This window comes from Corynebacterium sp. MSK195 (genome assembly GCF_030228885.1).
In the GTDB taxonomy this organism is placed as follows: domain Bacteria; phylum Actinomycetota; class Actinomycetes; order Mycobacteriales; family Mycobacteriaceae; genus Corynebacterium.
In genome coordinates, this window is record NZ_JASPGT010000003.1 from 77,310 (window position 1) to 91,018 (window position 13,709).

At 59.6% G+C, this 13,709-nt stretch carries 12 protein-coding genes; 7 read left to right on the plus strand and 5 right to left on the minus strand.

Annotated features, from left to right (window positions below; all coding sequences use genetic code 11):
• The first annotated feature begins 33 nt into the window (after nucleotides 1–33).
• The 6 genes from QP909_RS03930 to QP909_RS03955 are packed head-to-tail and all read left to right on the plus strand — an operon-like array spanning nucleotide 34 to nucleotide 7,037.
• Nucleotides 34–1,581 carry a choice-of-anchor M domain-containing protein gene (locus tag QP909_RS03930; RefSeq protein ID WP_284766223.1) on the plus strand — a complete coding sequence of 516 codons (1,548 nt, stop codon included), beginning with the start codon at nucleotides 34–36 and terminating at the stop codon, nucleotides 1,579–1,581.
• Nucleotides 1,581–3,092, plus strand: a complete 1,512-nt coding sequence (locus QP909_RS03935) for an anchored repeat ABC transporter, substrate-binding protein (protein ID WP_284766224.1) — start codon at nucleotides 1,581–1,583, stop codon at nucleotides 3,090–3,092. The genes QP909_RS03930 and QP909_RS03935 overlap by 1 nt, the downstream gene beginning before the upstream one ends.
• Nucleotides 3,085–3,963 (plus strand): choice-of-anchor M domain-containing protein, encoded by an 879-nt coding sequence (locus QP909_RS03940; RefSeq protein ID WP_284766225.1) that lies wholly within the window; start codon nucleotides 3,085–3,087, stop codon nucleotides 3,961–3,963. Before QP909_RS03935 ends, QP909_RS03940 begins: the two co-directional genes overlap by 8 nt.
• Nucleotides 3,950–4,684, plus strand: a complete 735-nt coding sequence (locus QP909_RS03945; RefSeq protein WP_502868600.1) for an anchored repeat-type ABC transporter ATP-binding subunit — start codon at nucleotides 3,950–3,952, stop codon at nucleotides 4,682–4,684. Before QP909_RS03940 ends, QP909_RS03945 begins: the two co-directional genes overlap by 14 nt.
• Nucleotides 4,681–5,592: an anchored repeat-type ABC transporter permease subunit gene (locus QP909_RS03950; RefSeq protein ID WP_284766227.1), complete on the plus strand. Its 912-nt coding sequence runs from the start codon at nucleotides 4,681–4,683 to the stop codon at nucleotides 5,590–5,592. The genes QP909_RS03945 and QP909_RS03950 overlap by 4 nt, the downstream gene beginning before the upstream one ends.
• Nucleotides 5,589–7,037, plus strand: coding sequence for a choice-of-anchor M domain-containing protein (locus QP909_RS03955; RefSeq protein ID WP_284766228.1), 1,449 nt, complete (start codon nucleotides 5,589–5,591; stop codon nucleotides 7,035–7,037). The genes QP909_RS03950 and QP909_RS03955 overlap by 4 nt, the downstream gene beginning before the upstream one ends.
• 78 nt (nucleotides 7,038–7,115) lie before the next feature.
• Here the strand turns inward: QP909_RS03955 and QP909_RS03960 are convergent, their stop codons facing one another.
• Entirely contained in the window at nucleotides 7,116–8,231 is a 1,116-nt protein-coding gene (locus QP909_RS03960; protein ID WP_284766229.1) for a CE1 family esterase, read from the minus strand.
• 100 nt (nucleotides 8,232–8,331) lie between these two features.
• Between QP909_RS03960 and QP909_RS03965 the strand changes: the two genes are divergently transcribed.
• The gene (locus tag QP909_RS03965) at nucleotides 8,332–9,435 is read left to right on the plus strand and encodes an isochorismate synthase (RefSeq protein WP_284766230.1); all 1,104 of its coding nucleotides are present in this window, start codon (nucleotides 8,332–8,334) and stop codon (nucleotides 9,433–9,435) included.
• On the opposite strand, the gene QP909_RS03970 is transcribed toward QP909_RS03965, so the two are convergent.
• The 4 genes from QP909_RS03970 to serA all read right to left on the minus strand — a co-directional run bounded on the left by QP909_RS03970 (nucleotide 9,432) and on the right by serA (nucleotide 13,708).
• Nucleotides 9,432–9,953 (minus strand): class I SAM-dependent methyltransferase, encoded by a 522-nt coding sequence (locus tag QP909_RS03970; protein WP_502868601.1) that lies wholly within the window; start codon nucleotides 9,951–9,953, stop codon nucleotides 9,432–9,434. The genes QP909_RS03965 and QP909_RS03970 overlap by 4 nt on opposite strands.
• A 46-nt stretch (nucleotides 9,954–9,999) precedes the next feature.
• Nucleotides 10,000–10,809, minus strand: coding sequence for a fumarylacetoacetate hydrolase family protein (locus tag QP909_RS03975; protein ID WP_005327736.1), 810 nt, complete (start codon nucleotides 10,807–10,809; stop codon nucleotides 10,000–10,002).
• Nucleotides 10,810–10,984: 175 nt separating this feature from the next.
• A complete protein-coding gene (locus tag QP909_RS03980) occupies nucleotides 10,985–12,004 on the minus strand; it encodes a 3-isopropylmalate dehydrogenase (protein WP_284766232.1) in 1,020 nt (339 codons plus the stop codon).
• A gap of 117 nt (nucleotides 12,005–12,121) precedes the next feature.
• Nucleotides 12,122–13,708 carry a phosphoglycerate dehydrogenase gene (gene serA, locus QP909_RS03985; protein WP_284766233.1) on the minus strand — a complete coding sequence of 529 codons (1,587 nt, stop codon included), beginning with the start codon at nucleotides 13,706–13,708 and terminating at the stop codon, nucleotides 12,122–12,124.
• Between the last annotated feature and the right edge of the window lies 1 nt (nucleotide 13,709).

A 13,709-nucleotide genomic window follows, 5' to 3' on the forward strand; every position in this document is an offset into this window, starting at 1 on the left:
GCCTCCCGGCGCGCTCTACAGCGGCGTCGGTTCATGTCGGTACTTGCTGCTGTCTTTGCCGCAGCTTTAGCCTTCTTCTCCCCCGGCGCAGCGTTGGCCTTCGATGAGGTCTTTGATTCCGGGCACGTCGACGCCTTCTACGTCACGGCCCCTGATGGCACGCTGCACCTTTCTATGAAGGAAGACATCACGGGGTCTGCCGTTCCGCGCTCTGGCGATGACGTAGTGCTCAAAGTCGTCGAGGATGCCTGGTCCGATGCCACCGAGGGCGTGCCAGAAATCGGCCAACCCACCTATTTCCTGCCACAGGCCCAAGACCAGCGCATCATCTGGCCGGGCTGGGATACCCAACCCGTCCGCGATGGCGGCTTCGAAAGCGTTGATCTGGAATTTGCCGAGGTCTCCGGCCCGGGCTCCGTGTATGTCTTTGAAACCAGCAGTTTTGGTGGCATCAATGCCGTGACTGATTCCGGTTCCATGGAGCTCACCAGCGGTGAGGTCATCAACCAGCCCCATCCTGCCCACAAGCACGTCAATTGGGCTTTTAGCGAGGCCGGCACCTACACCATGACGGTGCGCGCCCATTCCAATGGCGAGTCCAGCAATGCGGTGACCTACACCTGGGAGGTAGGCGACGGCGGCGATGCCTCCACCGCGGATCGCGCGGCTGACTCCGGCGATGGCACCACTGACCAGGAAGCTGCAAGTACACAGCGATCTGCAGGCAAGAGCGACGCAGCAGGCTCGGGCACGTCCGGCGCAGCACCAGGCGAAGAATGCACCCCGGGCATGACCCCGCAAATCAAGGACGATACGGTCTCGCCCTCCGAGTGGCGCGATGCCGATGGTGCCACCTTCTACCTCTCCGATAAATCCAGCGTGGATCTCCCCCAAGAAGTAGGACCAGTGCCAGCAGGAAAGGCCTGGATGATTGGTTCTACCCAGGTCGACGGTGTTCCGTGGTTAGGGGCGAATACCCAAAGCCCATCGATGCGCGAGAATATCCCCGGCGATGTCACCTGGGAGTTGGTGGGCTTTAAAGGGCCCGGCCCGATGATGGTCTACTCCCAAGGCGGGCTGGGCAAGGTCGTTGGCGAGGAATGGTTCCGCGGCAATGCTGATGCGGCGGAAGGCACCCATTCCATCGCCCCGAATACTCACGTGCACCCCAACTGGGTCTTTGGCGCCCAGGGAACCTATGACGTCACCATCCGCCAAGTGGCTCAAACCGGTGAGGGAAAGCAGGTTGCCGGTGAGGCAACTCTCCATTTCGTCGTCGGCGGCGATGAACCGGCCAAGGCGTTTGATAACGGGCACTTCGACCTGGGAGCTGCCGTGAATCCAGACGGCGGCGACTGTGGGAATGGCGCGGCGGCAGGTGGGTCGTCGGCAAGCGCTAGCGGCTCTACCTCACACACCGGATCCAGCAACGGTCAGTCGGCGCAGGCACAAGGCACGGGCGGTTCTTTAGCCAATACTGGGACCCCCATCGTGCCCCTCGGCATCGGGGTGTTGGGCCTAGGCATGCTCTTCCTCGGCCTGGGCATTGCGCGGCTGGCCGTAGCTAAGGCAGCGGACTAATGGGGCATTCATGTTCCCACAATCGCCGGCGCCTTACCGTAGGGGCAATTCTGGGCTGTTGCCTGCTCACCGCTGGTTGTGCGTCCTCGGCCGCACATGATGCTGGAACCGGAGAAGGAATCAGCGTGGTGGCTACCACCCCAATCCTGGCAGACCTAGCGCGCAACGTGGCAGGAGATGATGCCCAGGTCAAAAGCCTCATCCCCAGCGGCAAGGATCCGCATACCTTCGAGCCAACGCTGCGCACGGTGCGCGATATTGCCAATGCCAACCTGGCGCTAAGTAATGGCTACCTGCTGGAGCCGCAAGCTCTTATCGATACGCTGCACGAATCCACCGACGCCCCCGTGGTGGAGGTCGCCGACGCTGCCTCCACCCGCGGTGCCACCCTGGTGCCGCTGGTAGAAGATGTCTCCTTGGATGCCATTTGGCTGGGCCTGCGCATCAGCGGCGCCGCGCCACACTCCTCCGGAGTGGACTTTCGCATGGTCTCGGCCGACGGACCGGGCGACGTGGCGGCCTATGTGGTCTCCGCCTTCGGTACCCCGGAGGTCCTCTTTAACTCGGCTGATGGCGTCGATGGCAAGGAAGACGCAGTAACCCTTCCTGCCAACGCCCACACCCACGTCTCTTGGGGCTTTTCCCAACCTGGGATCTACCGCCTTGGGTTTCAGGCCGACGGGACCGAAGTCCAGCATCTCACCGTGGCCGTGGGCGTCAACCCGCCTAAAGGTATGCAGGCAATAGATTCCGGGCACTTGGACATTGAGGCAAACCTGGCCCAGCACCGCATTGACCTGCGCGACCAAGACAAGCGCTTTGCCCCCGCCACCACCGCGGTATCTATCCCCTCGTCAGTACTGCAGCCCATCCCGCCGGATCCGGCCTACCGCTTCCTCGGCGCGCCGAACTCGGATACCTACCTCTTGCCGCAGGCCGTGCTGGGCAAGCACATCCACGGCGAGGTGGATCCACACTTGTGGCACAACGTGGACAACGCTATCGCCTACGTGGATGTCATTGCGGAGGAGATGGCGCAAGCAGATCCCTCCCACGGTGCCGCCTACCGGCAGCGGGCAGCGGCCTATACCAAGCGCCTGCGGGACACGGATTCCTATGTGGACCGCGCCATTGCCTCTATCCCTGCCGAAAACCGGCACCTAGTGACCACGCACCATGGCTATGCCTACCTCGAGCAGGGCTATGACATGTCGGTGGCAGGATTCGTCACGCCTAACCCAGCCATCGAGCCTTCCCCGCGGGAGGTCATAGCCCTGCGCCGCACACTGGAGAACCTGCATCTACCGGCCGTCTTTGTCGAGCCCGTACAACAGGCCAGCGCCGACACCCTTACCCAGGCTGCCGCGGAACGAGGCGTGGCACTGTGCCCCATCTATGGCGACACGCTGGACGGCACTGTCGGCTCCTATATCGACCTCATGAAGTTCAACGCTGATTCCCTCCAGCGTTGCCTGAACCCCAATTCCACTGATGGAGAAAACAATGCATAAATTAGCTACCCGTACCGCTATTCGCACCGCCGCCTGCGCCCTAGCTGCCGGCCTTGCTTTTTCTACGAGCCCTGCCTGGGCCGGCGACCTCGCGCAGGTGGTCGGCGCCGAGGAACAGATCGCCCCACAGGGCGAGGACAAGGTCATCGACACCGGCCACGTTGACGTTGGCGCTTTGCTCGACGGCACCGATTCCGAACTCATGGCCCGCGATGATGCCGGCGACAAGCCCGTCTGGCGCCACCTAGATGATCTTGTCTTTGCCGTGGGCGATAAGGCGCAGCAAACCCTGCCGGAGACCGATGACTTTGGCTTTGTTGGCGCCGATTCCGGCGAAAAGGTCTGGGTAGTTCCCCAAACCGAGCAGGTCGGGGTTCCCTGGCTGGGTTGGAATACCCAGGCGCCCTCGCTTGTCGACGGCGCCGATCGCGGAGTCACCATGGAATTCCTCGGCCACTCCGGTCCTGGCGACTTCTCTCTTTTCTTACAAAACGGCGGCTTTGAAGCACCACAGCTGTTGTGGTCTACCGCGCAAAAGAGCGACGAAGAATTCTGGGTGGACCTCAATACCCACACCCATGCCAATTGGACGTTTACAGAGCCAGGCACCCATCAGGTAGGCATCAGGGTCAAAGGTAAGACCAAGGATGGCGCCGATTTCAGTACCGATGGCGTGCTCACCTTTGCTGTGGGCGATGATGCCGACGTCCAAGCGGCCCAAGAAACTACTTGGAATCCAGACGATGCCCAGACCGCAGGCTCTTCCATCCCCACTTGGGTCTTTATCCTCGCCGGCGTGGGTGCCGTCGTACTCCTGCTGGCCCTTGGCCTAGTACTGCGCTCTTCCAAGCGAGGCGATAGCCGTGGCTAAACCGCTCATTTCCGTTGCCGACCTAGAAGTATCGCTATCCCACCGGCGCGTAATCACCGGTGCGAACCTAGAGGTCCACCCGGGCGAATTCATTGGGCTTCTCGGACCCAATGGCGCGGGCAAGACCACGCTCATGCGCGCCATTTTAGGACTCATCCCCTCCTCCGGTACCCGAGAGATCGGGGGAATCGTAGGCTACGTGCCCCAGCGGCACGAGGTGGAATGGGGCTTTCCCATCAATGTCTACCGCACCGTACTCAGCGGGCGCACCGGCATCATTGGCTGGCTCAAACGGCCACGTGCCGCGGACCACGCCGCGGCGACAGAGGCTCTTCGCTTGGTAAACATGGAAGATTTTTCCACCCGCCCCATCGAAGAGCTCTCCGGCGGTCAGCGCCAACGCGTCCTCATCGCCCGAGCGCTCGCCACGCAACCAGACGTGCTGCTGCTCGACGAGCCCTTCACCGGCCTCGACGCCCCCAATACCGAATCACTACTCGAGCTATTCGAAGAGCTCTCCCAGCGCGGCAAGGCCATCCTCATGTCCACCCACAATCTGTCTGAAGCGGCGCACTCCTGCCACCGCTTGGTCCTCTTTAACGGCACCGTGGTGGCCGATGACTCCGCTCCGCGCCTTCTTCACCAGACCGCTCCGTGGACGCAAACCTTTGGCGTACGCGCCGGTTCTCCCCTGCTTTCTGCCATTGGAGTCTCCGCATGATAGAAATTTCCTTCCTCGATTTCCTCCGCGACCTGGCTAACCCCCACCTCGACTTTCTCGCCCGCGCGGTAAGTATTTCTGTGCTTGCGGCCATCGTCTGCGGCGTCGTCGGCTGCTACGTGGTGCTGCGCGGCATGGCCTTTATCGGCGACGCCGTCTCCCACGCGGTCTTTCCCGGCTTGGCCATAGCCTTCGCTTTGCAAGCCTCCGTGCTCGTCGGTGGCGCGGTGGCCGGTGCGGTTGTGGCGTTGCTCATCGCCGCCTTTTCGCAGCGCCGCCACGTACGGGCAGATTCCATCATCGGCATTTTCTTCGCCGCTGCCTTTGCCTTAGGCATGGTGATCATCTCGCGCACCGATGGCTATAGTGCTTCGCTGACCAGCTTTCTCTTCGGCTCGCTCACCGGCGTATCCCGCAGCGATATCATCGTCGCGGCCAGCGTGTGCGCACTGGTTATCGCCGTCGTCGTAGCTTTTGGCCCCCAGCTCAACGCCACCTGCCTGGACCGGGAAACCGCCCGCGCCATGGGGCTTCCCGTTGTTGTGCTCGACATCATGTTGTACCTGTGTGTCACCGCCGCCGTGGTCATTTCTGTGAGCACCATTGGCAATATCTTGGTCCTCGCGCTTCTCATCACCCCGGCCGCGACGGCACGCCTACTTACCACGCATCTTGCGACCATGATGTGGCTTTCCGCCCTCATCGGCACGCTGTCCAGCTTCCTCGGCATCTACCTGGCATGGGCCATTGATCTTCCGGCCGGCGCCACCATCGTGCTCACGCTCACGGTTATCTTCTTAAGCGTTTGGGCCGTACATCCACTCCTCGGCGCCCGCAAGCACGCCGGTGCCTCGCTTTCCGACGCCCCACGTCCCGATACCCCACGAAAGGAATCCGTTACCTCATGAAACCAGTCTGCCGCACCACGGTGGCCCTAGGCGCTGCCAGTCTCATCGGCCTCGGCTCACTTTCAGGGACGGGCGTAGCCGGCATAGCCCCCGCCTCCGCCCACGCAGAAGAGTCCGCCACGGCCTGCTCCGCCAGCGACTTCGATCTCATTACCAAGGGCCACCAAGACATGGCGCTTAGCGGCGATTCCGGCGACCTCAGCTTCACCGTCAAAGACGATGACAAGGGAATCAAGCATGACTCTGAGACCTTTGCTATTGAGGTGTCCGATGGCTTGAAACAGCCGCTATCTGGGCTCGGCGATAGTTCCCTTCCTGAAGAAGGCTGGGTGCTGCCTCAAACCCAAGACCCCACCGCTCCCTGGCTGGGCTTTAACACCCAGGAGCTATCCCAAGACCTACTCGCTGCTGATGACACTGCGACCTTAAGCATGGCGATCGCACAGGGCCCAGAAGATGGGCGCATTGTGGCCTACCAGGCGGAGCTAGGCGAAGCCACGGTGCTCATGGACACTGAAGATGGATCCGCCTGGGATTACCCAGGCAATTCGCATTCCCACCCGGCATTTGCGTTTACCAAGCCCGGAACCTACGCGGTGAGCTTTACCTTTGAGCTTCCTGACGGCTCCCGCCACCACCTCCATGCCGGCTTCCTCGTAGGAAAGCAAGCTGAGGCGAAGGACCTGTGCGGCGTGGACTATTCCGAAGCGGACGCGGCCACTGGTTCTGACAACGGCGCGGATAGCCGCCCCAAGCAACTGGAAAAGGACATCAAAGATGTAGACAAATCCATCGCCGGGTTAGACAAGGAACTGGAGAAGACCCTGCAGGAAGGCCAAAAATTCCTTGACGGCGGCGCACCTGACGAAGCGGAAAAGGGCAAGCACTCAACACCCAAGAAGCCGGCGAATACTGAAAAGTCTAAAGCGCCACAAAAGTCCCACGCTCCGACATCAACCCAATCCACTGCCCCTGCGCAAAAGTCCAGTTCTGGTTCACAAACTACGACCCACCACTCGGCTAGCCGTGTCAACGAATCTGCCTCCACCGCAAAATCAGGCAAGAGCACGTCATCTGGCTCGCACCGCTCCGCTTCCACCAGCGGTTCTTCCCACTCGACTGCGAAGAAGTCCGCCAGTAGGAAGGACACAAAAACCTCGTCCCGTGCGAAAGCAAAGTCCGCCGACGCACCCCGTGCACAGCATGTTCCAGATGCAACCGACACAGAGAATACGGACAGCAAGAATGTGCTGACCGATGCCGCTGCCTATACCACTACCCTCGCACAAAGCAGCTTCTGGGCGGGGATCCTGGCCGGACTGGGCGCATTCGCCTTAGCGCTCGGCATCGGGCTATTGGTCTATGTCCAGTTCTTCCGCAAAAAGAAGACACCACACCAGCACCAGGCCAATGATGCCACGTCGAACATCCCGGGCGTCGATTAGCGCAGGCCTGGCTTAAGAAAACAAAATGCCCAGAGGATCTCTCCTCTGGGCTTTAGCGGTGGCTAAGAGCTCATGCTTCTATACCCGAGTCTTGGACGACAGGAAGTCCCAGACCACGTTCGGCGTATCTGGCTGCCAGAACCAGGTGTGGTCTTGCGGAACCTTAACCAGTTGCACATCCTTTTGGCAGCCGTTAAAGCTCAAGCGTTCTGAACCGCCAGCTTCCGGAGTGGACTGGAAGGTCATATCGCAGCGATTTCGCTTCAGATAGCCGCCGAGCACCGTACGCACAGGGAGGTATCCAGCCTCGTGTCGGTCACCGCCCTCATAGGTCATCATCTTGTCGTTAACGCCGTGCATGATGAGGGTATTCATCGGCGCATCGGCACAGTTGACCTCAACCGGGTTGTAGAAGGCACCTGAAACCATAGCTACGGCAGCAAAGGTGTCCTGTGCGTGGCAGCCAAGCACCGAGGTAAAGCCGCCTCCATTAGACATACCCATGGCGTATACGCGGTTTCGATCAACGTGGTAGTCCTTGTCTACCGAATCGAGAATGCGCTTGATAAAGCGGATATCCTCCCCATCGCGCGTCTTAGCATAAGGCGCCGCCTCCCAAGCTCGCTCAAATCCCTCTGGATAGACGATAATGGCCTCCTTATTGGCCTCAGTGGTCTGCATGCGTGCATAGCTGGAGTAGTTCTCCGGGGAATCTCCCCACCCACCAAAGCCGAAGAGAACGGGCGCCGCCTTTTCCGGCGAGTAGTGGTTTGGAATACGCAACAAGTACCTGCGAGTCTTACCCTCATGCTCCATCTCTAGGGACTGCATGGAACCCGGCTTAAACGGCGGGTTGGGATTGATGCTGGTATCAACCATTGCCGGCCGCGGCGCTGGCTCGGGAAGAGATGATCCCTCAGGAACTGGCGCTGCACTGTTATCGCTGCTGCCATTTTCTGCTGGCGCCGGGGTGGACTCCTTAACACCTTCTGGAACTAGGTGGGACCCATCGGGCTGCGGAGTAACGGGCATTGCGTTTTCGGGAGCAGGTACTGGAGCTGGGGCCGGTGCAGGAGCGGGGGTTGGCCCTTCTTGTGCATGGGCAGGCGCAGCACACACAAGCGCAGCGCTAGCCAGCGCAGCAGCGAGGATTAGGTAAAGGGAACGATAAAGAAACTTAGTAACATTAGCCACAAGGTTAAAATTAACCACATCATTCACTTGATTCACTGTTTACACGCCCAGTGCACACTCAATTCTGTAAGAAAAGCCCAAGGCACTAAGCTAGATCCCCATGCACGAAGACAGACCAAACACCGCCCCCGATTTTTTGCTTTCGCGAGCAACGGGGTCTGTCCGTACCCAAGGTGCGCGCCACACTTTTAATGACACCGACGCGGCGATTTCCGCCCTGCGCAGCAAAGATGTTGACATGGTCGTCGGTGCGATTCCGTTCGACTCTGACACGCCCGCCGCGCTAACGGTGCCGGAGGCCATCATCCGCGAAGAGGGTCCGCTGGAACCGCACGCCTACTACCGCAATAAGAGTTTGAGCTCCCGCGTGGTTGGCTTCGATCCAGAGCCCGAGGAGCACCTGCGCCGAGTTGAAGCGGCCATCGGCACGATCGAGACCTCCAAACTGGAAAAGGTGGTTTTGGCACGCGCCGTAGATATCGAATTCCCTGAGGCTATTGATCCGCGCCTCGTGGCGGCTCGCCTTATCGACCTTTCCGCCAACCGCGATGGCTTCATTGCCGATCTCTCCCCCGCCGGGCGGCCGGGCGCGATGCTGGTTGGTTCTTCTCCAGAAGTTTTGGTCAAGCGTCAGGGCTCGACCGTTTCTGCTTTCCCCTTGGCCGGATCGTCACCGCGCCGCACCGCAGCGGCTGAGGACCACATCGCAGGTCAAGATCTCTTGCATTCCGCCAAGGATCTCCACGAGCATTCCTTCGTAGTGGAACACCTGCGCCGAGTGCTTAGCCCGCTATGCGAGCAGCTAGACATTCCGGACGCCCCGCATCTCATTAGCACCAATGAGATGTGGCACCTTGGCACGCCAATTTCCGGAGCACTCAAGGATAAAGGCTTGACCGCTCTTGAGCTTGCCCTGGCGACACACCCCACACCGGCCATCTGTGGCACCCCTGCAGAGGCCGCCCAAGCCCTCATTGAGACTGCAGAAACGGACCGTGGATTCTACGCCGGAGCGGTCGGTTGGTGTGATAGCTCCGGCGACGGCGAGTACATGGTAGCCATTCGCTGCGCAGAAGTGGCCGGCGATGGACTATCGGCGCGTGCTTGGGCCGGCGGTGGCATTGTGGGCGATTCCGATGCCCACGCCGAGTTGGAAGAAACCACGGCCAAGCTGCGCACCATTTTGAAGGCGCTTAGCCTCTAAGCTGCACGCTTGGCGACGAGCACAACATCGCTTTGGTGGTGCGCCCCCGCGCCTTCAGTCAAGTGGCGTTCACGACGAGTTAGCTCGACCGTTTCCAGCTCACGCAGGTTTTCCGCGAGCCATTCCGGCATCGCTGCCTCTGCCGACTCCATATCGTGATGGACATAGAGCAGTGTTCCGCCTGGAGCCACCAATCGCTCTAGCTTTTCCACCTCTTCTGGCGTGGCGCGTACCCCGCCATAGTGGACGCTGACCAAGTCAAAGGACTCATGGCTAAAGTCACTAAACGTTGCGACCTGCGCCGCGACACCGCGGGCCCTAGTGCGTGCGACGGCAGTCGGGGCGAAATCAATGCCCAACACATCCCAGCCGTGGTTCTTTAGCCAGAGCGCATCCGCGCCTTCTCCACACCCGATATCAAGGGCAGTACCAGGGGTCAGCTTCGCAGCATAATCAACAAGGGTCTCATTGGGATTGCCCGACCACACCCGCTCGGTACTCCGGTAGCGTTCCTCCATTTCCTCGGAGGTGGGTACGCAGGCGCGGTGTTCTTGGTGGCTCGGGTTATGCACGGTGGATGGTATTGCGCAGGGTGCCGAGGCCCGGGATCTCGATTTCGATGGTGTCACCTGGGACCATAGGAGCGGTGCCAGCCGGGGAGCCGGTGGTGATGACATCGCCGGGCAGCAAGGTATAGGCAGCGGAGATCTCCTCCAAAATGCCGCCCATCTTCACAATCATCTGGTCAGTATTGGAATCCTGCTTTTGCTCGCGAGAGCCCTCGTGCGTCAGATAAGCATTAATCTTCTGATCGTCTAGATTCAAGCTGTCCAGATCGGTTTCGATCCACGGACCGAGCGGGCAGAAGGTGTCAATACCCTTGGCCCGAGCCCATTGACCGTCTTTGAACTGCAGGTCGCGGGAGGAAACGTCATTACAGATGGTGTATCCCAGCACGTGGTCTTTCCAGTTCTCGGCCTTGATGTTTTTCGACGGCTTAGAAATAACCACGGCAAGCTCGCCTTCAAACTCGACGTTGGTGGCATAGTCCGGAATCTTGATTGCAGCGTCCGGGCCAATGACCGCGGTAGATGGCTTGATGAAGATGGTGGGAGGAAGACTATCAGCAGACTTTTTGAAAACCTCGGCAACGTGGTCCGCATAGTTGCGTCCAAGCGCTACCACCTTGGTGGGAAGGGTCGGCGCCAAGAGGCGAACCTCGTTAAGTTTCCACTCGCGGCCGGTCGGCTCCGGTGGAGTAAAGGGCGTGCCGGCAATTTCCTTTGCTACTAGCTCTTCCATTGGGGCATCTTTTGGCCCATCGATAATGGCGAAACAGATTCCTTCTGGGTGTGCAATTCGTCCTAAACGCATAGCGGTAATCCTACTCAATAGCCACCTTCACATGTGTGCAAAGGATACGGTGTTAATTAGTTAATTTGAGTAAATTCCCATTGTCCTTTAATCACCGTTGCTAACCCCAGTGCGGACTACGCCAGGACGCGGGGGTTGGGGACGTCGGCAAGCGCCCAGCGCAAAAAGCCCGCTTCTATTCGACGAGCAGCTTGGCGATTCGGTCACCGACTTCGACGGTGTTTATTGGTTCGGCACCGCGGTCCGCCACATCCTGTGCCACCGCATCCTCAATACGCCGCGCATTGGACTCATCGCCCAGGTGACGAAGAAGCATGGCGGCGGACAAGATTGCCGCCGTTGGGTCTGCTATCCCCTTACCTGCAATATCTGGCGCAGAACCATGCACCGGCTCGAACATGGAAGGATTCGCGCCTGAGGCATCGATGTTTCCGGATGCAGCAAGGCCAATACCGCCAGTTACCGCGCCCGCCAAATCGGTGAGAATGTCTCCAAAAAGGTTATCGGTGACAATGACGTCATAGCGCGCCGGATCGGTCACCATATAAATGGTTGCAGCATCAATATGCTGGTAATCCACCCGAACCTCTGGAAACTCGGCGGCGACTTCATCAACGGTGCGCTGCCACAACCCACCAGCATTGACCAAGACATTTGTCTTATGCACCAAGGTCAGATGCTTACTGCGCTGCGCTGCCCGCGCAAACGCATCGCGCACCACACGCTCCACACCGAAACGAGTATTTTGCGATACCTCGCTGGCCACCTCGTGCTCAGTTCCCTCTCGCAAGGTACCGCCGTTTCCGCAGTACAACCCCTCGGTACCTTCGCGCACCACAACGAAATCGATATCACCCGGTTCAGCGAGCGGCGAGGAAGCGGTGGGATAGAGCTTGGACGGGCGCAGGTTCACGTGATGATCCAGCGCAAACCGCATCTTAAGCAACAGCCCTCGCTCCAGCACGCCTGGTGGCACCTCACCGGGGGCGCCGATCGCCCCCAACAGGATCGCATCGTGTTCGCGCAGGCTCTTCAAGTCAGCGTCCGTGAGAAGCTCCCCATTGCGCAGATAACGGCGCGCGCCGAGATCATAATCAGTGGTCTCGATATCGGAGCGAACGGCTCGCAGCACCTTGAGCGCCTCGGCCGTCACTTCTGGCCCAATTCCGTCGCCGCCAATCACCGCAAGTTTCATTATGTAGGATTCCTTTCTCACAGAGTGGATATGGACTTACCCTACCAAAAGAAACCCGCGCGGCGCAGGAAATTACCTAACACCACGCGGGTTCAGACTCTGTTGCAGTCCGCAGCCTTATGCTTCCATGTCTAGCTGTTCGCATTCAGCTCCCAAGGCCGCATTAATGTCGGCGATGAGATGCTCTGGCACCTCGGCCTCCACGCGCAGAATCAGCACAGCATCAGATTCCTGTTTACCGTGCGTAAGAGCGGCTGCCACGATGTTGATTCCCGCAGCACCCAACTTGGTTCCTACCGTCCCCAATGCACCTGGGGCGTCCGCGTAGCGGAAGAAGAGGTTGCGGCCGGTCGCACGCATATCTACGCCGCGGCCGTTGATGCGAATAAACTTTTCGGTTCCATCGATGCCGATAAGTGCGCCGGTGAGCGAGGAGCTCTCGCCATCGGCGCCAATAACCTTCACCTGCAGGGAAGAACGATGCCCCTTGGACTCCGTATTAGTAGTTACCTCCACCTCTACCCCGCGACTTTTTGCGATCTGCATTGCATTGACAAAGGTCACCGGCTCCGAAGTAACGCCGCTAAACAGTCCTCGGACAGCAGAAAGTCCTAGCACTTCTACGTCTTCGGTAGACAACTCGCCGCAGGCCTCCACCTCAACGGCAACGGGAGCCTGACCCAAAAGGCGGCCAGCAGTAAGTCCTAGCTTGCGGGCGAGGTCCAACCAACCAGCAACCTCTTCTCCCACTGCCCCGCCAGAGACGTTGACCGCATCCGGCACAAACTCTCCTTCGAGAGCCTTCAAGACCGACTCCGCTACATCTGTTCCCGCACGGTCCTGAGCTTCTACAGTGGATGCGCCTAGGTGCGGGGACACGGTGACTTGCGGCAGCTTAAAGAGCGGAGAATCAGTGCACGGTTCCGTGGAATAAACGTCAAAGCCCGCACCTCGATGATGTCCCGACTCGATAGACTCAGCCAGGGCCGCCTCGTCTACCAAACCGCCTCGCGCTGCGTTAATGAGAATCTGTCCTCGCTTCGCCTTGGCCAAAAGTTCTCTATCAAACATTCCGGCAGTCTCGGGAGTCTTTGGCAGGTGAATGGTCACGAAATCGGAACGCGACATCAGTTCTTCCAGCTCAACCAATTCCACGCCCAGCGCCGCCGCGCGAGCCGGGTTGGCATAGGGATCGTGCGCGACAATGGTCGCCTCAAAGGACTTCAGACGCTGGGCAAAGAGCTGGCCAATGTGTCCGAAGCCGACAATGCCGATGGTCTTTCCGTAGACCTCTACGCCCTTGAAAGAAGAGCGCTTCCACTCCCCTTCGCGCAGGGACTGGTCGGCCGCTGGTATCTGGCGCGCCGTCGCTAAGAGCAGTGCAACTGCCTGTTCACACGCAGAGTGAATATTCGATGTTGGCGCATTGACCACCATGACGCCCTTGTCTGTGGCCGTCGGAATATCGACATTGTCCAGTCCTACCCCGGCACGGCCCACAATCTTGAGCTTTGTGGCCGCTTCCAATACCTCTGCATCAACGGTTGTGGCAGAGCGCACCAGCAAAGCCTCTGCATCCGGAACCGCAGCGAGGAGCTCCGCACGGTTCGGCCCATCTACCCAACGAACCTCAACGGAATCCCCCAGGGCCGCAACTGTAGATTGAGCTAATTTATCGGCAATGAGAACTACCGGCTTCGACATA

Bases quoted from the DNA above. Each gene is read 5' to 3' on its own strand.
- QP909_RS03970 (WP_502868601.1), bottom strand. From the start codon at position 9,953: ATGGAGGAACGCTACCGGAGTACCGAGCGGGTGTGGTCGGGCAATCCC.
- QP909_RS03935 (WP_284766224.1), top strand. From the start codon at position 1,581: ATGGGGCATTCATGTTCCCACAATCGCCGGCGCCTTACCGTAGGGGCA.
- QP909_RS03965 (WP_284766230.1), top strand. From the start codon at position 8,332: ATGCACGAAGACAGACCAAACACCGCCCCCGATTTTTTGCTTTCGCGA.
- QP909_RS03955 (WP_284766228.1), top strand. From the start codon at position 5,589: ATGAAACCAGTCTGCCGCACCACGGTGGCCCTAGGCGCTGCCAGTCTC.
- serA (WP_284766233.1), bottom strand. From the start codon at position 13,708: ATGTCGAAGCCGGTAGTTCTCATTGCCGATAAATTAGCTCAATCTACA.
- QP909_RS03930 (WP_284766223.1), top strand. From the start codon at position 34: ATGTCGGTACTTGCTGCTGTCTTTGCCGCAGCTTTAGCCTTCTTCTCC.
- QP909_RS03940 (WP_284766225.1), top strand. From the start codon at position 3,085: ATGCATAAATTAGCTACCCGTACCGCTATTCGCACCGCCGCCTGCGCC.
- QP909_RS03980 (WP_284766232.1), bottom strand. From the start codon at position 12,004: ATGAAACTTGCGGTGATTGGCGGCGACGGAATTGGGCCAGAAGTGACG.
- QP909_RS03950 (WP_284766227.1), top strand. From the start codon at position 4,681: ATGATAGAAATTTCCTTCCTCGATTTCCTCCGCGACCTGGCTAACCCC.
- QP909_RS03975 (WP_005327736.1), bottom strand. From the start codon at position 10,809: ATGCGTTTAGGACGAATTGCACACCCAGAAGGAATCTGTTTCGCCATT.